The 20,788-nt window shown below is 72.3% G+C and carries 16 protein-coding genes; 13 read left to right on the forward strand and 3 right to left on the reverse strand.

The annotated features are described in order from the left end of the window. Positions 1 to 9 precede the first annotated feature (9 nt). Complete coding sequence (locus ACZ3ZE_RS30460; protein ID WP_467261489.1) at positions 10 to 606, forward strand: DUF4190 domain-containing protein; 597 nt, start codon at positions 10 to 12, stop codon at positions 604 to 606. A gap of 51 nt (positions 607 to 657) precedes the next feature. Here ACZ3ZE_RS30460 and ACZ3ZE_RS30465 read toward each other — a convergent pair whose 3' ends face one another. Continuing rightward, the gene (locus tag ACZ3ZE_RS30465) at positions 658 to 1,203 is read right to left on the reverse strand and encodes an NADAR family protein (RefSeq protein ID WP_467261491.1); all 546 of its coding nucleotides are present in this window, start codon (positions 1,201 to 1,203) and stop codon (positions 658 to 660) included. Positions 1,204 to 1,378: 175 nt separating this feature from the next. Between ACZ3ZE_RS30465 and ACZ3ZE_RS30470 the strand changes: the two genes are divergently transcribed. The 8 genes from ACZ3ZE_RS30470 (at position 1,379) to ACZ3ZE_RS30505 (ending at position 11,108) form a co-directional block, all read left to right on the forward strand. Further along, complete coding sequence (locus ACZ3ZE_RS30470) at positions 1,379 to 2,893, forward strand: gamma-aminobutyraldehyde dehydrogenase (protein ID WP_361177557.1); 1,515 nt, start codon at positions 1,379 to 1,381, stop codon at positions 2,891 to 2,893. A 49-nt stretch (positions 2,894 to 2,942) separates the two neighbouring features. Then, complete coding sequence (locus ACZ3ZE_RS30475; protein ID WP_361626158.1) at positions 2,943 to 4,190, forward strand: polyamine ABC transporter substrate-binding protein; 1,248 nt, start codon at positions 2,943 to 2,945, stop codon at positions 4,188 to 4,190. Between the two features lie 43 nt (positions 4,191 to 4,233). After that, positions 4,234 to 5,406 carry an ABC transporter ATP-binding protein gene (locus tag ACZ3ZE_RS30480; RefSeq protein WP_361177553.1) on the forward strand — a complete coding sequence of 391 codons (1,173 nt, stop codon included), beginning with the start codon at positions 4,234 to 4,236 and terminating at the stop codon, positions 5,404 to 5,406. Then, positions 5,403 to 6,335, forward strand: a complete 933-nt coding sequence (locus tag ACZ3ZE_RS30485; protein ID WP_361177551.1) for an ABC transporter permease — start codon at positions 5,403 to 5,405, stop codon at positions 6,333 to 6,335. Before ACZ3ZE_RS30480 ends, ACZ3ZE_RS30485 begins: the two co-directional genes overlap by 4 nt. After that, a complete protein-coding gene (locus tag ACZ3ZE_RS30490) occupies positions 6,335 to 7,129 on the forward strand; it encodes an ABC transporter permease (protein ID WP_361177549.1) in 795 nt (264 codons plus the stop codon). The genes ACZ3ZE_RS30485 and ACZ3ZE_RS30490 overlap by 1 nt, the downstream gene beginning before the upstream one ends. A 36-nt stretch (positions 7,130 to 7,165) precedes the next feature. Beyond that, positions 7,166 to 8,593, forward strand: a complete 1,428-nt coding sequence (locus ACZ3ZE_RS30495; protein ID WP_467261493.1) for an NAD(P)/FAD-dependent oxidoreductase — start codon at positions 7,166 to 7,168, stop codon at positions 8,591 to 8,593. Between the two features lie 133 nt (positions 8,594 to 8,726). Beyond that, positions 8,727 to 9,206, forward strand: coding sequence for a hypothetical protein (locus ACZ3ZE_RS30500; RefSeq protein ID WP_361177545.1), 480 nt, complete (start codon positions 8,727 to 8,729; stop codon positions 9,204 to 9,206). A 96-nt stretch (positions 9,207 to 9,302) separates the two neighbouring features. Further along, a complete protein-coding gene (locus ACZ3ZE_RS30505; protein WP_361626164.1) occupies positions 9,303 to 11,108 on the forward strand; it encodes a chitinase in 1,806 nt (601 codons plus the stop codon). Here ACZ3ZE_RS30505 and ACZ3ZE_RS30510 read toward each other — a convergent pair. Together ACZ3ZE_RS30510 and gabT are read right to left on the reverse strand one after the other, a co-directional pair. Beyond that, positions 11,074 to 11,808, reverse strand: a complete 735-nt coding sequence (locus tag ACZ3ZE_RS30510) for a phosphatase PAP2 family protein (RefSeq protein ID WP_361626167.1) — start codon at positions 11,806 to 11,808, stop codon at positions 11,074 to 11,076. The two genes, ACZ3ZE_RS30505 and ACZ3ZE_RS30510, sit on opposite strands and share 35 nt — an antisense overlap. Before the next feature lie 88 nt (positions 11,809 to 11,896). Further along, positions 11,897 to 13,231 (reverse strand): 4-aminobutyrate--2-oxoglutarate transaminase, encoded by a 1,335-nt coding sequence (gene gabT / locus ACZ3ZE_RS30515; RefSeq protein ID WP_361177539.1) that lies wholly within the window; start codon positions 13,229 to 13,231, stop codon positions 11,897 to 11,899. Positions 13,232 to 13,465: 234 nt separating this feature from the next. Between gabT and ACZ3ZE_RS30520 the strand changes: the two genes are divergently transcribed. From ACZ3ZE_RS30520 to ACZ3ZE_RS30535, 4 genes are all read left to right on the forward strand, one after another. Beyond that, positions 13,466 to 15,955 (forward strand): type IV secretory system conjugative DNA transfer family protein, encoded by a 2,490-nt coding sequence (locus ACZ3ZE_RS30520; RefSeq protein WP_467261495.1) that lies wholly within the window; start codon positions 13,466 to 13,468, stop codon positions 15,953 to 15,955. Positions 15,956 to 16,092: 137 nt separating this feature from the next. Next, the gene (locus tag ACZ3ZE_RS30525; protein WP_361177535.1) at positions 16,093 to 17,658 is read left to right on the forward strand and encodes a PucR family transcriptional regulator; all 1,566 of its coding nucleotides are present in this window, start codon (positions 16,093 to 16,095) and stop codon (positions 17,656 to 17,658) included. A gap of 276 nt (positions 17,659 to 17,934) precedes the next feature. Then, positions 17,935 to 18,927: an EamA family transporter gene (locus ACZ3ZE_RS30530; protein ID WP_363292281.1), complete on the forward strand. Its 993-nt coding sequence runs from the start codon at positions 17,935 to 17,937 to the stop codon at positions 18,925 to 18,927. Between the two features lie 408 nt (positions 18,928 to 19,335). Next, on the forward strand, positions 19,336 to 20,781 hold the full coding sequence (locus ACZ3ZE_RS30535) for an aldehyde dehydrogenase family protein (protein ID WP_361177531.1): 1,446 nt from the start codon (positions 19,336 to 19,338) through the stop codon (positions 20,779 to 20,781). The last annotated feature ends 7 nt before the right edge of the window (positions 20,782 to 20,788 follow it).

The following is a 20,788-nucleotide window of genomic DNA, read 5'->3' on the forward strand; positions in this document are numbered from 1 at the left end:
GGAGGCCCAATGTCCGAAAACAGCGAACCGCCGGTGGACCCGTGGGCTCCGCCCCACCCGGACCGCGTCGAGCTGACCAAGCCCGCGACGCCTCCGGTCCATGACCAGAACACCGTGATCTCGATGCCGGGCGCGGACGTCCCGCCGCCGCCGGTCGCCCCGGGCGGCGCGTACGGCTACCCGACGCCCGCCCCGGTGCCGCCGGCCACACCGTCCTACGGCTACCCGCCGGCGTCGCCGTACCCGAGCTACGGCGCGGGGTACGGGCAGCCGGGCTGGCAGCAGTCCCCGTCCAACGGGATGGGGACGACGGCGATGGTGCTCGGCATCATCGCCGTGGCCGGTTTCTGCATGTACGGCCTGGGGATCGTCCTGGGCGTCCTGGCGCTGATCTTCGGCATCATCGGCATGAAGAAGGCGAACCGGGGCGAGGCGACCAACCGGGGCATGGCCCTCGCGGGTGTCATCCTCGGGTCGATCGGCATTCTGGTGAGCGCCGTGTTCCTCGGGTTCATGGTCTGGGTCATCTCCCAGGACTCGTCGTCCTTCGACGAGTCCGAGGACCCGTTCGCCACCTCGCTGGTCGTGGACGCCGGGGGCCGTTAGCGCAGTCGGCCGGTGGGGGGTCCCCGTCCCCCCGCCCGCCCTCCGCTCCCCTCACAGCCGCAGCCGGTCCCGCGCCTCCATCAGCGCGAAGCCCAGGAGGTTCAGGCCGCGCCAGCGCTCCGGGTCCGTCGCGGCCGGGGCGTCCGCCGTCAGGCCGATGCCCCAGACGCGGTCCAACGGGCTCGCCTCCACGAGGACGCGCGCGCCCGTTCCCAGCAGGAACGCCCGCAGGGCCTCGTCCGCGGCGAACTTGTGGACGCTGCCCCGCGTGACGATCTCGGCGCGCTCCCGTTCCCAGACGTCCCCGTCGAAGTCCCGGACCAGACGGCCCGCGTTCTTGGCCTCCGCCGGGGTCCGCGCCGAGAGGATCGTCGCCTCGGCCTCCGGGTCGCCGAACAGCCTCGCCTTCTCGGCCATCATCCAGTGCTCCGCGGTCGCGTACCGCACGCCGTCCACCACGAACGGTGACGGCCACCACTGGCTCAGACAACTCGCCGAGAGCGTGCCGTCGGGCCGTGGACGGTGGCCCCAGAAGTGCAGCCACTTGACCTTCTCACCCCGTCTGACCTGGCCAATCAGCCACTCAAGATCCTTCATGCATGCCACCCTGCCACTCGCCACGGACACTCCGTACGGCAATTTCCCGCTGCCCTCGACACATGGTCCACCGATTCCGTCGCGTAACCAAAAGGCAACAACGGAATCACTTGTTGCACCCGTATGTCTCTGTCAGGATCGGCACTCAATTCGAGCGGGAACAACGGAGTGCGTCATGGGCAACCGCTTCCAGGTGTCGGACCGTTTCGCGGACGGCGCGCAGTACATCGGGGGGCGGCTCCGCCCCGGAACCTCGGGGCAGGAGCACAGCGTCATCGACCCGGCCACCGGCGAGAGCGTCTACACGTACGCCCTCGCCTCGGAGGCGGACGTCGACGACGCCGTCGCCGCGGCCAAGGCGGCCTTCCCCGCCTGGGCGGCCGCCACGCCGGGGGAGCGGTCCGAGGCCCTGCACCGGTTCGCGAGCGTGCTCGCCGAGCGGGCGGAGGACATCGCCGTCGTCGAGTCCCTCCAGTGCGGCAAGCCCATCAAGCTGACGACCGAGTTCGACGTGCCCGGCACGATCGACAACACCGCGTTCTTCGCCGGTGCGGCCCGTCACCTCCAGGGCCAGTCCGCCGCCGAGTACGACGGCGACCACACCTCGTACGTACGGCGCGAGCCGATCGGCGTGGTCGGCTCCATCGCACCCTGGAACTATCCGCTCCAGATGGCCGCCTGGAAGATCCTCCCGGCGGTCGCCGCCGGCAACACGATCGTCCTCAAGCCGGCCGAGCTCACCCCGCTGACCTCGCTGATGTTCGCGCAGGCGGCGACCGAGGCCGGGATCCCCGACGGTGTCATCAACATCGTCAACGGCGCCGGCCGCACCGTGGGCGAGCACCTCGTCGGCCACCCCGACGTGGTCATGACCTCCTTCACCGGCTCCACCCCGGTCGGCAAGCGGGTCGCCGAGATCGCCACCGCCACCGTCAAGCGCCTCCACCTGGAGCTCGGCGGCAAGGCACCGTTCGTCGTCTTCGACGACGCCGACCTGGAGGCCGCCGCGCACGGCGCCGTCGCCGCCTCGCTCATCAACAGCGGGCAGGACTGCACCGCCGCCACCCGCGCCTATGTGCAGCGGCCGCTCTTCGACGCCTTCGTGGCGCGGGTCGCCGAGCTCATGGAGACCGTGCGGCTGGGCGACCCGTTCGACCCGTCGACGGACCTCGGGCCGCTCATCAGCCACGCCCAGCGCGACCGCGTCGCCGCCTTCGTCGAGCGCGCCCGCGGCTACGCCACCGTCGTCACGGGCGGCGAAGCCCCCGGCGGTGACCTGAAGGACGGGGCGTACTATCGCCCCACCCTGATCACCGGTGCGGCGCAGGACAGCGAGGTCGTGCAGTCGGAGATCTTCGGCCCGGTCCTGGTGGCCCTGCCCTTCGACAGCGACGACGAGGGCATCCAGCTCGCCAACGACACCCCGTACGGGCTCGCCGCCTCCGCCTGGAGCCGCGACGTGTACCGGGCCAACCGGGCCACCCGCGAGATCAAGGCCGGATGCGTGTGGGTCAACGACCACATCCCGATCATCAGCGAGATGCCCCACGGCGGCTCCAAGGCCTCCGGCTTCGGAAAGGACATGTCGGTGTACTCCTTCGAGGAGTACACGCAGGTCAAGCACGTGATGTTCGACAACACCGCGGTCGCCGAGAAGGACTGGCACCGCACGATCTTCGGGGACCGATAGCAGCCAGCCGTCCGACCAGCGGCGAACCCATCCCGAAAGGGCACAGCGCATGGAGCAGTACCAGCCCGACAGTCTGTCCGCCGCGCAGATAGCGGCGATGCGGCGCACTCTCACGAGCGGCCGGGGCGCGCTCACCCGCCGTTCGGTGCTGCGGGCGGGCGGCGTGGGCGCGCTCACGGTCGGCGGGCTCGCCGGCCTGACCGCCTGCGGCATCCCGCCGGCCAAACGGGAGGGCCAGGGGCCGGCGTCCACGGACTTCTCGGCCAAGGAGAGGACGGTGAACTTCTCCAACTGGACCGAGTACATGGACGTCAGCGAGGACGAGAAGTCCCGGCCCACCCTGGAGGCCTTCGCCAAGCGGACCGGGATCAAGGTCAAGTACACCGAGGACATCAACGACAACGTCGAGTTCTTCGGCAAGGTCAAGCCGCAGCTCGCGGCCGGCCAGGACACCGGCCGCGACCTGATCTGCGTCACCGACTGGCTGGCCGCCCGCATCATCCGCCTCGGCTGGGCGCAGAAGCTGGACGCGTCGAACCTCCCCACGGCGTACGCCAACCTCTCCGCGCAGTTCCGCCGCCCCGACTGGGACCCGGGCCGGGCCTACTCGTACCCCTGGACGGGCATCTCCACCGTCATCGCCTACAACTCCAAGGCGACCGGCGGCAAGAAGGTCGACTCCGTCAGCCAGCTGCTCGACGACCCCGCGCTCAAGGGCCGGGTCGGCTTCCTCACCGAGATGCGCGACTCCGTCGGCATGACCCTGCTCGACATGGGCAAGGACCCCGGGAAGTTCACCGACGCCGACTACGACGCGGCCGTCGGACGCCTCCAGAAGGGCGTCGACAAGAAGCAGATCCGCCGCTTCACCGGCAACGACTACACCTCCGACCTCGACAAGGGCGACCTGGCGGCCTGCCTCGCCTGGGCCGGTGACATCATCCAGCTCCAGGCGGACAACCCGGACATCAAGTTCGCGATCCCCTCGGCGGGCTACATCACCTCCAGCGACAACCTCCTGGTCCCCGCCCAGGCCCGGCACAAGACCAACGCCGAGAAGCTCATCGACTACTACTACGAGCTTCCGGTGGCCGCGCAGCTCGCCGCGTACATCAACTACGTCTGCCCGGTCGACGGGGTGAAGGACGAGCTCGCCAAGATCGACCCCGAGCTGGCGAACAACACGCTGATCGTCCCCGACAAGGCGATGGCCCGGAAGTCGCACGCCTTCCGCTCGCTGAGCAGCGCGGAGGAGACGGCGTACGAGGAGAAGTTCGCCAAGCTCATCGGTGCCTGACCGCCGCCACCCCTTTCCTTACGACCCTCCGGGACCGCAACCCATGACTGACAAGACTGCTCACACCGAAAAGAACGCCGGCGGCGGCGACGTCCGTCTCTCCGGCATCAGCAAGTCCTACGGCTCCTTCCACGCCGTCCGCCCGCTCGACCTGACGATCCCGCAGGGCTCGTTCTTCGCCCTCCTCGGCGCCTCGGGCTGCGGCAAGACCACCACGCTGCGCATGATCGCCGGCCTGGAGGACCCCACCACGGGCACCGTCTTCCTCGGCGACCGGGACGTCACCGACCTCCCGCCGTACAAGCGCCCCGTGAACACGGTCTTCCAGTCGTACGCGCTCTTCCCGCACATGAGCATCTTCGAGAACATCGCCTTCGGCCTGCGCCGGCGCGGCGTCAAGTCGGTGAAGCCGCAGGTCGACGAGATGATCGACCTCGTGCAGCTCGGCGAGCACGCCCACAAGAAGCCGCACCAGCTCTCCGGCGGCCAGCAGCAGCGCGTCGCCGTCGCCCGCGCGCTCATCAACCACCCCCAGGTCCTCCTGCTCGACGAGCCGCTGGGCGCGCTCGACCTCAAGCTGCGCCGCCAGATGCAGCTGGAGCTGAAGCGCATCCAGACCGAGGTCGGCATCACCTTCGTCCACGTCACCCACGACCAGGAGGAGGCCATGACCATGGCCGACCAGGTCGCGGTGATGAACGGCGGCCGCGTCGAGCAGCTCGGCGCCCCCGCCGACCTGTACGAGAACCCGCAGACCACCTTCGTCGCCAACTTCCTCGGCACCTCCAACCTCATCGAGGCCGAGGTCGTCGAGACGGGCGGCGCCGACGTCCTGGCCACGGCCGGCGGCGGCAAGCTCCGCGTACCCCGCAGCCGCTGTACGGACGCCGTCCGCACGGGCGGCAAGGTGCTGGTCGGCGTGCGCCCGGAGAAGATCTCCCTCGCCCACGCCGACGACGAGGGCACGATCGCCGACGGCCGCAACCGGGTCACCGGCCGGATCGTCGACTCCTCCTTCATCGGCGTCTCCACCCAGTTCGTGGTGAACTCGCCGGCCGGCCAGGAGCTCCAGGTCTACGAGCAGAACATCGAGCGGGACGCGCGCCTGGTCCCCGGCGCCGAGGTCGTCCTGCACTGGAACCCCGCCCACACCTTCGGGCTGGACGCCGCCCAGGACATCGACGCCGGTGTGGAGACGGTGGAGGACGCCGCATGAGCACGCCCACCCTCGTCAAGGAGGAGGCGCCCGCGGCCGGCGACCCGGTCCCGCGCAAGCCCTCCACCCGCAAGCGGCTCGTCCCGTACTGGCTGCTGCTGCCCGGCATCATCTGGCTGCTCGTGTTCTTCGCGCTGCCGATGGTCTACCAGGCCTCCACCTCGGTGCAGACCGGCTCCCTGGAGCAGGGCTTCCAGGTCACCTGGCACTTCCAGACCTACTGGGACGCCTTCCAGGAGTACTGGCCGCAGTTCATCCGCTCGCTGCTGTACGCGGGCACGGCGACCCTGCTCTGTCTGCTGCTCGGCTACCCGCTGGCGTACCTCATCGCCTTCAAGGCCGGCCGCTGGCGCAACGTCCTCCTGGTCCTCGTCATCGCGCCGTTCTTCACCAGCTTCCTCATCCGGACGCTGGCCTGGAAGACGATCCTCGCGGACGACAGCCTCGTGGTGAACGCGCTCGACGCGCTGCACGTCCTCGACGTGACCAGCTGGCTCGGCTGGACCGAGGGCAGCCGGGTGCTCGCCACGCCCATGGCGGTGGTGTGCGGTCTGACGTACAACTTCCTGCCGTTCATGATCCTGCCGCTGTACACCTCCCTGGAGCGGATCGACGGCCGGCTGCACGAGGCGGCGCAGGACCTGTACGCCTCCCCGGCCACCACCTTCCGCAAGGTGACGTTCCCGCTCTCCATGCCGGGCGTCGTCTCCGGCACGCTGCTCACCTTCATCCCGGCGAGCGGTGACTACGTCAACGCCGAACTGCTCGGCTCGACCGACACCAAGATGGTCGGCAACGTCATCCAGTCGCAGTTCCTGCGCGTGCTCGACTACCCGACGGCCGCCGCGCTGTCCTTCATCCTCATGGCGATCGTGCTCCTCATGGTCACCGTCTACATCCGCAAGGCGGGAACGGAGGACCTGGTCTGATGCGTTGGATCCGACAGCACCTCGTCGTCATCGCGGGCCTGCTCACGCTCGCGTACATGATCCTGCCGAACATCGTCGTGATGGTGTTCTCGTTCAACAAGCCGAACGGGCGCTTCAACTACGCGTGGCAGCAGTTCTCCCTGGACGCCTGGAAGGACCCCTGCGGTGTCGCCGACATGTGCGGCTCGCTGTCCCTCTCGCTCCAGCTGGCCGCGTGGGCGACGGTCGGCGCCGTCGTCCTCGGCACGATGATCGCCTTCGCGCTGGTCCGCTACCGCTTCCGGGCGCGTGGCGCGATCAACTCGCTGATCTTCCTGCCGATGGCGATGCCCGAGGTCGTCATGGCCGCCTCGCTGCTCACCCTCTTCCTCAACATGGGCGCCGAGCTGGGCTTCTGGACGGTCCTGATCGCCCACATCATGTTCTGTCTGTCGTTCGTCGTGACGGCGGTCAAGGCGCGCGTGATGTCCATGGACCCGCGTCTGGAGGAGGCCGCGCGCGACCTCTACGCGGGCCCGGTGCAGACCTTCCTGCGGGTCACGCTGCCGATCGCGGCGCCCGGCATCGCGGCCGGCGCGCTGCTCGCCTTCGCGCTCTCGTTCGACGACTTCATCATCACCAACTTCAACGCGGGCTCGACCGTGACCTTCCCCATGTTCGTCTGGGGCTCGGCGCAGCGCGGTACCCCCGTGCAGATCAACGTCATCGGCACGGCGATGTTCGTCATCGCGGTGCTGGTGGTAGTGGCCGGACAGATTGTTACGAACCGGCGCAAGAAAACAGCAACAGCCTGACCGAAAGCCGGTCAGGCACCGAAGGAGTTGGAAACCATGGCCCCAGTCGCCATGCGTCTCGCTGCACAATCTCTCTCCGACGCCCAGCCCGTCCCCTTCTGGCTGGAAGACCCCGGTAAGCCGGGTGCACTGCCCGCTCTCACCGGCAGTGAGCGCTGCGACCTGCTGGTCGTGGGCGGCGGCTACAGCGGCCTGTGGACCGCGCTGATCGCCAAGGAGCGCGACCCCTCCCGGGACGTCGTGCTCATCGAAGGCCGCGAGGTGGGCTGGGCCGCCTCGGGCCGCAACGGAGGCTTCTGCGCGGCCTCCCTCACGCACGGCCTGGGCAACGGGCTCGCCCGCTGGCCGGGAGAGCTCGCCAAGCTGGAGCGGATGGGCGAGCACAACCTCGACGCCATCGAGGAGGCCGTGGCCCGCTACTCCCTGGACTGCGACTTCGAGCGCACCGGCGAGATCGACGTGGCCACCGAGGCCTACCAGGTGGACGAGCTCCACGAGCTGTACGAGGAGGCCGAGCGGCTCGGTCTCGCCGACGGCCTCGAACTCCTCGACGGCGAGGCAGTCCGGGCCGAGGTCGCCTCGCCGACCTTCAAGGGCGGCCTGTGGGACCGCCGCGGCGTCGCCATGCTGCACCCGGCCAAGCTGGCCTGGGGGCTCAAGCGGGCCTGCCTCGACCTGGGCGTGCGGATCTTCGAGAACACCCCGGCGCTCGACCTCGTCTCGGCGGGCGGCCCCGGCGGCGGCATGGCCGTGCGCACCCCGTACGGCCGGGTCGCGGCCCGCCGGGTCGCCCTCGGCACCAACGTCTTCCCCTCGCTGGTCAAGCGGCTGCGGCACTACACCGTCCCGGTCTACGACTACGCGCTGATGACCGAGCCGCTCTCCGCCGAGCAGCTCGCCTCGATCGGCTGGAAGAACCGGCAGGGCCTGGGCGACAGCGCCAACCAGTTCCACTACTTCCGCATCACCGCGGACCACCGGATCCTGTGGGGCGGCTACGACGCCATCTACCAGTTCGGCGGCAAGGTGACCGCCGAGATGGACCACCGCCCGGAGACGTATCTGAAGCTGGCCGAGCACTTCTTCACCTGCTTCCCGCAGCTGGAGGGCCTCCGCTTCAGCCACGCCTGGGGCGGCGCGATCGACACCTGCTCGCGCTTCTCGGCCTTCTTCGGCACCTCGCACCAGGGCAAGGTGGCGTACGCGCAGGGCTACACGGGTCTCGGTGTCGGCGCCACGCGCTTCGGCGCCGACGTGATGCTGGACCTGCTGGCGGGGGAGCGCACCGAGCGCACCGAGCTGGAGATGGTCCGCTCCAAGCCGCTGCCGTTCCCGCCGGAGCCGATCGCCTGGGCGGGCATCGGGCTGACCAAGTGGTCGCTGGCCCGGGCCGACGAGAACCGCGGCCGGCGGAACCTGTGGCTCAAGACCATGGACAAGCTGGGCCTGGGCTTCGACAGCTGACCAGGCGTGAGCCGGTTGTGATCCAGATCACAACTCGCGGGTAGGAAACCCGCGTAAGAGAAACCCCGAACCGCCCTCTCTCCGTACGGACACCCCGACCGAGGTGTCCGTACGGAGAGAGGAGACCGTCGCGATGACTGGTTCGGGGGCCGCTGAGGCCAGGACCGCCGTGGAGTGGCTGGCCTCGGCCGCGCCGGATCCCGACGCCTGCCGCTGGGAGTGGGAGCGCAACCCGCACGGGGTCACGCTGCTGCCCGCCGGCCGGCGTTGGGACGTGCTGATCCTGCCGTCCGAGCTCGGCTATCCGACGCTCGACGTGCTGAGCCGCCTGGTGGACCGGCCGGGCCCGGTGCTCGCCGACTTCGGCGACGCCCGGATGGGCTTCTTCGTGCCGCCCGGCACCGCCGCGCGCTGGCTCGGCACCGGGGTGCGCGGCGCGGGCAGCGGCACCTGGATCGTCGTCCCGTACCCGGGCCGGGTGAGCGGCGGCGTGCGCTGGCTGGTGACACCGGACGCGGCGGGCACGCTCACCGACGCCTCGCTGCTCGAACTGGCGATGCACGAGGCCGCGGGGCAGTTGGCGCGGGGCGAAAGGGGTTTGGAGGCAACCTGACGGCTCGTCATCCCCGGCAAAGGTCTTGACCACTCAATTGGTCTGGACCATGCTGTGGCGCGCTCCACCTCGATTCCCCCCACCCCGGAGGCAGTTGTGGACCGCACCAGACCCCTCACCCTGCTGCTGGCGGGCGTCCTCGCCGCCGGCGGACTCGTGGCGCTCACCCCCCTGGCCCAGGCCGCCGACACCGAACTCGCCCGCAACGGCGGTTTCGAGTCCGGCCTGGACGGCTGGAGCTGCACGGCCGGCAGCGGGGCCGTCGTCTCCTCGCCCGTGCACGGCGGGACGAAGGCCCTCCAGGCCACGCCCGCGGGCAGCGACAACGCCAAGTGCTCCCAGACCGTCACCGTGAAGCCGAACTCCACCTACACGCTCAGTGGCTGGGTCCGCGGCAGCTACGTCTACCTCGGCGCCTCCGGCACCGGGACCGCCGACGCCACCGCCTGGACCCAGTCCGCCCCGGACTGGCAGCGGCTCGCCACCACCTTCACCACGGGCGCCTCGACCACCTCGGTCACGCTCTCCACCCACGGCTGGTACGGCACCGGCGCCTACCTCGCCGACGACCTGTCCCTGCTCGGCCCCGGCGGTGACCCCGTCCAGATCCCGGCGACCCCGGCCGGCCTGACCGCGGGCTCCGCCACCTCGTCCTCGATCACGCTGAGCTGGCCCGCGGTCTCCGGCGCCACCTCCTACAAGCTCTACAAGGACGGCGCCCCGCTCGCGACCGTCACCGGTACCTCGTACACGGCGACCGGTCTGGCCGCCGCCACCGCGTACAGCTTCCAGGTCTCGGCCGCGAACAGCGCCGGCGAGTCGGCGAAGTCCACCGCCGTGACCGGCACGACGACCAGCGGAGGCGGCGGCGACCCCGGCGGCTCCCTGCCCGCCCACGCCCTCGTCGGCTACCTCCACGCCAGCTTCGCCAACGGCTCCGGCTACACCCGCATGGCCGACGTTCCCGACTCCTGGGACGTCATCAACCTCGCCTTCGGCGAGCCGACCTCGGTCACCTCCGGCGACATCCGCTTCAGCCTCTGCCCGGCGACCGAATGCCCGGGCGTCGAGTCCCTCGCCGACTTCAAGGCCGCCATCAAGGCCAAGCAGGCCGCCGGCAAGAAGGTCCTGATCTCCATCGGCGGCCAGAACGGCCAGGTCCAGCTCTCCACCACCGCCGCCCGCGACACCTTCGTCTCCTCCGTCTCGAAGATCATCGACGAGTACGGGCTCGACGGCCTCGACATCGACTTCGAGGGCCACTCCCTGTCGCTCCAGACCGGCGACACCGACTTCCGCAACCCGACCAGCCCGGTCATCGTCAACCTGATCTCGGCGGTCAAGACCCTCAAGGCCAAGTACGGCGCCAAGTTCGTCCTCACCATGGCCCCGGAGACCTTCTTCGTCCAGCTCGGCTACCAGTACTACGGCTCCGGCCCCTGGGGCGGCCAGGACCCGCGCGCCGGCGCCTACCTCCCGGTCATCCACGCCCTGCGCGACGACCTCACCCTGCTGCACGTCCAGGACTACAACTCGGGCTCGATCATGGGCCTCGACAACCAGTACCACTCCATGGGCGGCGCGGACTTCCACATCGCCATGACCGACATGCTCCTCACCGGCTTCCCCGTCGCCGGCAACACGGACCGCGTCTTCCCGGCCCTCCGCCCCGACCAGGTCGCCATCGGCCTGCCCGCCTCCACCCAGGCCGGCAACGGCCACACCACCCCGGCCGAGGTGAACAAGGCCCTCAACTGCCTCACCAAGAAGACCGACTGCGGCAGCTACCAGACCCACGGCACCTGGCCGGCCCTGCGCGGCCTGATGACCTGGTCGATCAACTGGGACCGCTACAACCAGGGGGAGTTCAGCCGGAACTTCGACGCGTACAACTGGAGCTGACGAACAGGACCAGCACCCCAAGACAGCAACTGGCCAGCACGTCCAGCGGCCAGTGGTAGCCGCGCAGGACCAGCCCGGTGCCCGTCACCGCCGTGAGCACGGCGGCGACGGGCACCAGGCGTCGGGACACCAGGAAGGCCGCGCCGAAGTACGCGACGAGGGCCGTGGCCGTGTGGCCCGAGGGGTAGTAGCCGTGGGCCCAGGGTTCGAGGGGGCCGGGGCGGGCGGTCCACTCCTTCAGGGGGACCACCAGGAGCGGGACGGCGGCCATGGCCAGCCCCGCGAAGAGGGCCGCGGCACGGCGGCCCCGCCGGTAGGCGTACGCCATGGCGACGACCAGCACCGGGAGCGCGACCGTCAGGTTGCCCAGGTCGGAGGCGGCCTCGCTCAGACCGCGCGGGACGGTGTCCACCAGGGCGCGGGAGAGGCGTTCGTCGAGGCGGGCCAGCGGGCCGTCGACCAGGACCTGCCAGGTGGTGAGGGTGAGGACGACCAGGGCCCAGAAGACAGCCGACCGCCCCGGAACAGGGGGGGTGGTTCCGGGGCGGTCGCCTTGACCGGGCTGCCGCGCGCCCCGGGGGGTGTGGGGCGGGCGGCCATCCGATCGGTGAGGAGTTCCGGAGCCCAGGGCTCCAGCGGTGTGCGCGAGGGCACGGTGTGGACGGGGCTGGGGAGGCTCCGCCCGGGGTGTTTCTCTCATCTGCTGAAACCGTACGCCACGAAGAAGGGGACCGACAGCCGGAACTCCATCCCGCCATCGGCCCCCCACACCTTCTTCACACGGAGCGTCAGATCGCGGCGAACGCGCTCTCGATGACGTCCAGGCCCTCGTTCAGGAGGTCCTCGCCGATGACCAGCGGCGGCAGGAAGCGCAGCACGTTGCCGTAGGTGCCACAGGTCAGGACGAGGACGCCCTCCGCGTGGCAGAACTTGGCGAGCGCGGCGGCGGCCTCCGCGTTCGGCTCCTTGGTCGCCGGGTCCTTGACCAGCTCGATCGCGATCATGGCGCCGCGGCCGCGGATGTCGCCGATGACCGGGAACTTCTCCTGCATGGCCGTCAGACGGGCCTTCATGAGGGACTCGATCTTCTTCGCCGCGGCGTTGAGGTCGAGCTCCTTCATGGTCTCGATGGCGCCGAGCGCACCGGCGCACGCGACCGGGTTGCCGCCGTAGGTGCCGCCGAGGCCGCCGCCGTGGACGGAGTCCATGATCTCGGCGCGGCCGGTGACGGCGGCGAGCGGCAGACCGCCCGCGATGCCCTTGGCGGTGGTGATGAGGTCCGGGACGATGCCCTCGTCCTCACACGCGAACCACTGGCCGGTGCGGCAGAAGCCCGACTGGATCTCGTCGGCGACGAAGACGATGCCGTTGTCGTTGGCGAACTTCACGATCGCCGGCAGGAAGCCCTTGGCCGGCTCGATGAAGCCGCCCTCGCCGAGCACCGGCTCGATGATGATCGCGGCGACGTTGTCGGCGCCGATCTGCTTGGTGATCTGGTCGATGGCCTGCGCGGCGGCCTCGGGGCCGCAGTTCTCCGCACCGGTGGGCCAGCGGTAGCCGTAGGCGACCGGCACGCGGTAGACCTCGGGCGCGAACGGGCCGAAGCCCTGCTTGTACGGCATGTTCTTCGCCGTCAGCGCCATCGTCAGGTTGGTGCGGCCGTGGTAGCCGTGGTCGAAGACGACGACGGCCTGGCGCTTGGTGTACGAACGCGCGATCTTGACCGCGTTCTCGACGGCCTCGGCGCCCGAGTTGAACAGGGCGGACTTCTTCGCGTGGTCGCCCGGGGTCAGCTCGGACAGCGCCTCGCAGACCTCCACGTAACCCTCGTACGGCGTCACCATGAAACAGGTGTGGGTGAAGTCCGCGAGCTGCGCGGAGGCGCGGCGGACCACGGCCTCGGCGGAGGCGCCCACGGAGGTCACGGCGATGCCGGAGCCGAAGTCGATCAGCTGGTTGCCGTCGACGTCCTCGATGATGCCGCCACCGGCCCGCTTGGTGAACACCGGCAGCGTGGAACCCACGCCACCGGCGACCGCGTCGAGACGGCGGGCCTGAAGCTCCTGCGACTTCGGGCCGGGGATGGCGGTGACGACGCGCCGCTCCTGCGGGACAGCGTTCATGCGGGGCTCCTGGGGGTGTTCTGGACGCACTTGCGGGTTTCCTCCGCAGGCTAGGCGCGAGGGAGGGGCGGAGGCATGCGCCGACCTGGAGTGGTGGGGGGTGTGTCGTTGTCCGCGATGGACATGACGGCACGGATTCGCCCGGCTGGACGAAACGGCTCGGCGGCGGCCGATCACCACTAGATTGACGCTTGCACGGAAGCGGCGACCTGGCTGGTCAGGGGGCAGGGGTTCATGGAGACCGAAGGCACGTACGAGTCGCGGGACCGGGCCGGTGGCGGGGTGCCGCGGGCGGGGGACGGGCCGGCGCCGGGCCGACCGCCGACACCACCGGCCCCCCCGCTGCCCCGCCCGGCGAGCCCGCCACCCCTGCCCCTGACCGCCCCCGCTCCCGTCGCGCCTCCGCCCGCGCCCGTCGTCCCGCCGCCCCCGGCCGCCGCCCCGCCCCTGCCGGGCCAGGCGCCTGCGGCCCGGCATCCCGTGGCCGAGTGGCTGGACGCGCCGCGGCCGGAGGCGGGGCTGGGGATCTGGCGGTTCCGGTATGTTCCGGCGGCGGCGCCGGCGTCCGCCGGGATCACGCCCGTCACCGTCGCGGGCATGCTGATCCCCGTACTGATCGGGCTGCTCTTCTGGTCGGCCTGGCAGCGTGGCGCCATCCCGTACGGGTATCTCGTCCTCAAGACCCTCACCCCCAGCGACTGGTGGTGGCCCGGGACCACCGCGCCGCGGGACTGGCACGGTTCCGCGGCCCACGACGTCTTCGGCGGCCTCGTCTTCCTCGGGCTGGTCTGGGTGATCGGACGGCTCGGCGCCTGGGGCAGGATCGCCCGGTACTTCCTCGACCGCCACAGCCCCGGGGCGCGCGCCGCGCTCACGGGCGGTCTCGCCCTGATCGTCCTCGCGTTCGTCTGGCCCGAGGCCTTCGGCCTCGGCTGGGACCCGCTGCCGGTGGCCTCGCCGGTGTTCTCCCTCGTCGCCCTGGTCACCGGCGGCTTCGAGGTGTTCGCCTCGCCCTTCCTCGTCTACCCCCTGTACGTGGTGATCACGGCGGCCGTCGTCTGGCCCTTCGCCCGGCTCGGACGATGGCCGGCGCTCTTCCGGGCCTGGCGGACCGGGTCCGCCGAAGCCGCCGCCCCGGTCCCCGCCCCGGCGGGCCCCCCGCGCTCCCAGTGGCCGTGGCTCAGGGAGTCGGGCGAGCACCGCGCCGCCGACCTGCTCGCCGCCGAGGTGGCCGGCGGGCGGATGAACGACGTCGACTGCGCGCGGGTGCGCCGCACCTGGCGGGAGACCGCACGCGACGCCGTGGGGCGCGCCACCCTCGTCCGCACCCTGCTGGAGCAGGGCGCCGCGGCGGGCGCGCACCCCTCGGGCGCCCGCGACCTGCCGCACCGCTCGGCCATGCACGACCTGCTGGTCGGCCAGGTCAGGGTCGGGCGGTACGCGCCGGCCGAGCGCACCCCGTACGCGTACCACGGCGCCGGGCTCGCCCTCGACCCCGGACTCCTCGGCACCTCCCTCCTCGCCGTCGGCCCCTCCGGCGCCGGCAAGAGCCGCGCCCTCGTCGGGCCCGTCGTCGAGTCGCTGACCCTCCAGGCCCTCACCGGCGGCTGCGCCGTCGTCGCCGTCGGCACGCCCGGCGCCCCGCTCGGCTCCGACGACGCGTACGACGTCGTCGTCCGACTCGGCGACCGGTCCTCGCCCTACGACCTGGACCTGTACGCCGGGGCCACCGACCCCGACGAGGCCGCCGCCGTCCTCGCCGAGGGCCTCGTCGGCGACATGGAGGGCGTGGAGACCCGGCGCGCCGCCACCGCACTCGCCCAGCTCATCGGCCCCTACCGGACCGCCCACGGCCGCTTCCCGACCGTGCCGGTCCTCCGCGAGCTGCTCGAAGCCCACCCCGACACCCTCCGTGCCCTCCTCGACCAGCTGCCGGCCGAGGGCGCGCAGGCCATGCGCCGCGAGCTGGACTCCCGGCTGCGCCAGGTCGGCACCCCGACCGACGTCGGCCCCGTCCTCGCCGACCGGCTCGCCGCCCTCGACCGGCCCGCGTTCGCCGAGTTCTTCGGCGGCGGCAGCGAGGTGCGGCCCTTCTCGCTGCGCGCCGTCGCCCAGCACCCGATGCGGGTGCGGATCAGCCTGCCGGAGGGCGGCCACGAAGAGGCCGCCCGCCTCCTCAACCGGCTCGTGCTCGCCCAGTTCCAGTCCGTCACCCGCGACCGTGCCGGGCGGGGGCCCTTCGCCTGCCTGGTGCTCGACGACGCGGCCGGCGCGCTGACCCCGGGGACCGTCCGGGCCCTCCAGCGGCTGCGCCCGCAGAACGCGGGCGTCGTGCTCGCGCTGCGCACCCTCGCGGACGTGCCCGCCGCGCTGCACGGGCCGCTGCTCGCGGTGGTCGGCTGCCGGATGGCCTTCGCCGGGCTGCCCACCTGGGACGGCCGGCCGTTCGCCGAGGCCTGGGGCACCGAACGGGTCGAGACCACCGAGGTCGCCCACCACACCGTCTTCGCCGACCAGCCGATGACCCGCGCCTACCACCGGCTGCGCAAGATGGTCACCGGCAAGGCCGTCACCACCGAAGCCGTGACCGTACGGGAGGTCGAGCGCGAGCGCTGGTCCGCCTCCGATCTCGCCCACTCCGTGCCCCCGGGCCACGCGGTCCTCTCCCTCACCCACGTGCGCGGCGAGCAGACCCCCCCGTTCCTCGTGGACCTGCGCGGTTGAGGCCCAGGGGCGCCCTCGGCCGAGGGCGCCCTCCGTGGCGGACTGGCACAATCGGGGGCGCGCCGCCCGACGGGCAGCGCCTCCCCTCCCCCCGACGGGCAGCGCCTCCCCTCCCCCCGAAGGTCCACCGGTCCCCAATGCCGCCCACCCTCGCCTCACTCGTCCAGCACTCGGCGCTCAAACTCACCGTCCGAGCCGGTGAGGACCGCCTCGACACCCCCGTGCGCTGGGCGCACGTCAGTGAGCTCGCCGATCCCGTCCCCTATATGGAGGGCGGCGAGCTGCTGCTCACCACCGCGCTCACCCTCGACGCCGAGGACCCGGAGACGGTGCGCCGCTACGTCCGGCGGCTGCTCGGCGCCGGCGTCGTGGGTCTCGGCTTCGCCGTGGGCGTCAACTACGAGGCGATCCCGCAGGCGCTGCTCGACGCCGCCCGCGAGGAGTCGCTGCCGCTGCTGGAGGTGCCGCGCCGCACGCCGTTCCTCGCGATCAGCAAGGCCGTGTCGGCGGCCATCTCCGCCGACCAGTACCGGGCCGTGACCGCCGGCTTCGAGGCGCAGCGCGAGCTGACCCGCGCCGCGCTCGCAGAGGGCCCGGACGCCGTCGTCGCCCGGCTCGCCGCGCACGTCGACGGCTGGGCCGCGCTGTACGACACCTCCGGCAGCGTCGTCGCCGTCTCGCCCGAATGGGCGGCCCGCCGCGCCGCCCGCCTCACCGCCGACGTGGAACGGCTCCGGGAACGCCCCGCCCCCGCGAGCGCCGTCGTCGGCGGCACCGACGACCGGGTCGAGCTCCAGTCCCTGGGCACCGGGCGACGGGTGCGCGGGGCCCTGGCCGTCGGCACGGGCGCGCCGCTGGGCACGGCCGAGCGGTACGCGGTGCACTCGGCGATCGCCCTGCTCACCCTCACGACGGAACGCTCCCGCTCCCTCCAGGCCGCCGAGCAGCGGCTCGGCGCGGCGGTGCTGCGGATGCTGCTCGCCGGCCAGCCGGACCACGCCCGGGCCGTCGCCGGGGACCTGTACGGGGGGCTGCTGGACGCCCCCTTCCGGCTGCTCATCGCCGAGGCCGCGACGGCCGCCGAGCCGCCCTCGGGCGAGTCGCCGCTGTCCGTGCTCGCCGAGTCCCTGGAGGCCGCCGCGGCCCGGGCGGGCGAGTCGGTCCTGGCCGTGCCCGAGAGCGAGGGGCGGCTGGTGGTCCTGGCCGGGGACGGCGGAGCGGTGGTCACGGCCTGCGAGGGCTACGCCTCTCGGGAGGCCGAGGAGGCCGGGATCGTCGTCGGCCTGTCCGCCCCGACCGGCCCGATCGCCGCCGCGGCCGCGTACAAGCAGGCCGAGCAGTCCCTGTCCGTGGCCCGCCGCCGCGGCAGGGCCCTGGTCGAGCACGAGGAGCTGGCGGCCGGGTCCGTCCTGCCGCTGCTCGCCGACGACGCGGTCCGCGCCTTCGCCGACGGCCTGCTGCGCGCGCTCTACGAGCACGACGCCACCGGCCGCGGCGACCTGGTCGCCTCCCTGCGCGCCTGGCTCTCCCGCCACGGCCAGTGGGACGCGGCCGCCGCCGACCTGGGCGTCCACCGGCACACCCTGCGCTACCGGATGCGCCGCGTGGAGGAGATCCTCGGCCGCTCCCTCGACGACCCGGACGTCCGGATGGAACTGTGGCTGGCGCTGAAGGCGACGGGGGACGGGTCGGCGGGGGAGTAGGGCGGAGCGGGGAGGGCCGGCCGGGGCCCGGACGGCGGGGCGGCGGCGGTCCGGTGGCGGTCTGGCGGTGCTGCGCCGCCTTCCGCCATCCTCCGCCCGAGCGAGCGGCGGGTGCCGTCTTCGCGTTCCTCCGCCCCCGCCGGGGCGGCCGCGACCGAGCAGCGCCCTGCCCCATTCCGCGTTTCTCCTCCCCCCGCCACCCCCATCCCGCCCCCACTGCCCGATTCCGGGCAGATTTCCTGGCCTTTCGCCCCCTCCCTGCCTAATCTCCTGCACATGACAAGCCCCGCCGTCGATCCGGCACCTGAGCTCCGCCTGCCCCCCACCGAGAAGCCCGGGGGCCCGGACGGCCCCGCCGTCCGGCGGATCCCCGCCGCCGTGTGGGCCGCGCTCGGGATCGTGTACGTCGTGTGGGGGTCCACGTATCTCGGGATCCGGATCGTCGTCGAGACGCTGCCGCCGTTCCTCTCCGCCGGTACCCGATTCGTCGCGGCCGGGCTGATCCTCGCCGGGATCATCGCCTGGCGGCAGGGCCCCGCCGCGCTCAAGGTGACGCCCCGGCAGCTCGTCTCCGCCGTCGGCGTCGGTCTGCTGCTCATCCTCGGCGGCAACGGGCTCGTCGTGCTCGCCGAGACCTCCATCCCCTCCGGGCTCGCCGCGCTGCTCATCGCCGTCGTCCCGGCCTGGGTCGTCATCCTCAAGGCGCTCTCCGGCGCCCGCCCGACCGTGGGCGGCCTCGCGGGCGTGCTCCTCGGGCTGGTCGGGCTCGGCGTGCTCACCCTGCCGGGTCTCAGCGGCGACGTGAAGGCGGGCGGTGTCCTCCTGGTGGTCGCCGCGACGCTCTGCTGGTCGGTCGGCTCGTTCTCGTCCTCCCGGCTCCCGATGCCCGCGAACCCCTTCGCCGCCAGCGCGTACGAGATGATCGCGGGCGGTCTCGCGGGCCTCGGTGTCGGCCTGGTCCGCGGCGAGCACCACGGCCTCGACCTGTCGGCCGTCTCCGGGCGTTCCTGGGCCGCCCTCGCCTACCTCGTGGTCTTCGGCTCGCTGCTGGCCTTCACCGCGTACGCCTGGCTGCTCCAGGCCGCCCCGCTCTCGCTGGTCGCCACCTACGCGTACGTGAATCCGGTCGTCGCCGTCGCCCTCGGTGCCCTGGTGCTGAACGAGGCCCTGACCTGGCCGATCATGCTGGGCGGCGCGATCGTCGTGGGCGGGGTGTGCCTGATCGTCTCGACGGAACGCCGGGGCTCCGCGCCACGCGGTCGCGCCTGACCACCACGGTCCCGGCCCCACGGGCGCCCGCGGCGGTCGCGCCTGACCACCACGGCCCCGGCCCCACGGGCGCCCGCGGCGGTCGCACCTGACCACCACGGCCCCGGCCCCACGGGCGCCCGCGGCGGTCGCACCTGACCACCACGGCCCCGGCCCCACCGGCGCCCGCGGCGGTCGCACCTGACCACCACGGTCCCCGCCCCACAGGCCTCCGCGGCGGGCCGCACCTGCCCCCCCTGCCCCCCGCCCGGCCCCACGGGCCCCCGCCCGCCCCGCCCCCTTCGGCCAAACCGGACAGCCCCGCCACCCCACCACTCCACACCGGACAAACCCACGTTCGCCCGCTCGGCCCTAACGTGTCACGAGAGCGATCGCTCGCACCCCCGATACGGAAAGGGCCGGGACGCAATGACGACCACCCACGCCTTCTGGCTCGCCGGCCGTGAGGCCACCGGCGAGGCCACCTTCGACGTCACGAACTCCTTCGACGGACGTCTGGTCGGCAAGGTCAGCGTGCCCACCGAGGCCCAGGTCGAGGAGGCCGTCGCCGCCGCGCACGCCGTCGTCGACGAGTTCGCCGCCACCCCGGCGCACGTGCGCGCCGCCGCGCTCGACCACGTGTCGAAGCGGCTCGCCGAGCGCACCGAGGAGATCGCCCAGCTGATCTCCGCCGAGAACGGCAAGCCCATCAAGTGGGCGCGCGGCGAGGTCGGCCGTGCCGTGTCGGTGTTCCGCTTCGCGGCCGAGGAGGCCCGTCGCTTCAACGGTGGCGAGGCCCAGCGTCTCGACACCGAGGCCGGTGGCGTCGGCCGCCTGGCGCTGACCCGCCGTATCCCCAAGGGTGTCGTGCTCGGCATCGCGCCGTTCAACTTCCCGCTGAACCTGAGCGCCCACAAGGTCGCCCCGGCCATCGCCGTCGGCGCCCCGATCATCCTCAAGCCGGCTCCGTCCACCCCGATCTCCTCCCTGATCCTGGGCGAGATCCTGGCCGAGACCGACCTGCCGGCCGGCTCCTGGTCGATCCTGACCGTGCCGAACGACCGCATGCCCGCCCTGGTCAAGGACGAGCGCCTCCCGGTCATCTCCTTCACCGGCTCCGACACGGTCGGCTACGCCATCCAGGAGTCCGTGCCGCACAAGCACTGCACCCTGGAGCTCGGCGGCAACGCCGCCGCCGTCGTCCTGCCCGACTGGTCCTCCGAGGCCGACCTGGACTGGGCGGCGACCCGTATCGCCACCTTCTCCAACTACCAGGGCGGCCAGTCCTGCATCTCCGTGCAGCGCGTGATCGTCGACGCCTCCCTCTACGAGCGTCTGGTCCCGAAGATCGTCGCCGCCGTCGAGGCCCAGGTCACCGGTGACCCGGCGGACGACGCCACCGACGTCGGCCCGCTCGTCGACGAGAACGCCGCCAAGCGCGTCGAGGCCTGGGTGGACGAGGCCGTCGCGGCCGGCGCGAAGCTGCTCGCCGGTGGCAAGCGCGAGGGCGCCACGTACGCCCCGACCGTCCTCACCGAGCTTCCGGCCGGCGTCACCCTGGCCCGCGCCGAGGTCTTCGGCCCGGTCCTGACCATCGCCAAGGTGGACGGCGAGGCCGAGGCCTTCGCCGCGGTCAACGACTCCGACTTCGGCCTCCAGGCCGGTGTCTTCACCCACGACCTGCAGTCCGCCTTCCGCGCCCACCGCGCGCTGGAGGTCGGCGGCGTGATCGTCGGCGACGTCCCGTCCTACCGCGCCGACCAGATGCCGTACGGCGGCGCCAAGCGTTCCGGTGTCGGCCGCGAGGGCGTCAAGTACGCCATGGACGACTACACGTACGAGCGGGTCCTCGTCCTCACGGGCCTGGCGCTGTAACCCGTAC

The organism is Streptomyces sp. NPDC023157 (genome assembly GCF_055560575.1).